This is a genomic window from Pseudomonas sp. SIMBA_067 (assembly GCF_046534675.1).
Lineage (GTDB): Bacteria > Pseudomonadota > Gammaproteobacteria > Pseudomonadales > Pseudomonadaceae > Aquipseudomonas > Aquipseudomonas putida.
This window is the reverse complement of record NZ_JAWRYH010000721.1, coordinates 1-259: the sequence shown is the minus strand read 5'-3', so window position 1 is coordinate 259 and position 259 is coordinate 1. Positions and strand designations below refer to the sequence as shown.

Annotated in this window: 1 protein-coding gene; it reads right to left on the bottom strand. The window is 64.1% G+C overall.

Annotation, left to right across the window (positions count from 1 at the left end; genetic code table 11):
- The coding region (locus tag SB765_RS31045) for a PAS domain-containing protein (RefSeq protein ID WP_410932678.1) at positions 1-253 on the bottom strand (253 nt) is incomplete at its 3' end.
- Positions 254-259: the final 6 nt, after the last annotated feature.

Sequence of the window (259 nt, the reverse complement as noted above, 5' to 3'; positions counted from 1 at the left end):
AGCCGCGCTGATCGGCCGAGGCCTGCATCAATGCTTTGAAGCCTTGGTCCTGTTCCGGGGCTGCAATAATCGGGCTGCCGACGCTACGGCCGGACAGGTGGCCGTTGACGATCGCCACCACGGAGTGCTCCGGGTGGTCGAGGTCGTGCAGGAGGATTTCCATGTTGCGTGCGGCAACGCTACCCAAGGCCTGGATGGCGGCCTTGAGCACAGAGAGGGTGAGGTGGCGTTCTTCGCTGGGGGAGATGGGCATGGCAGA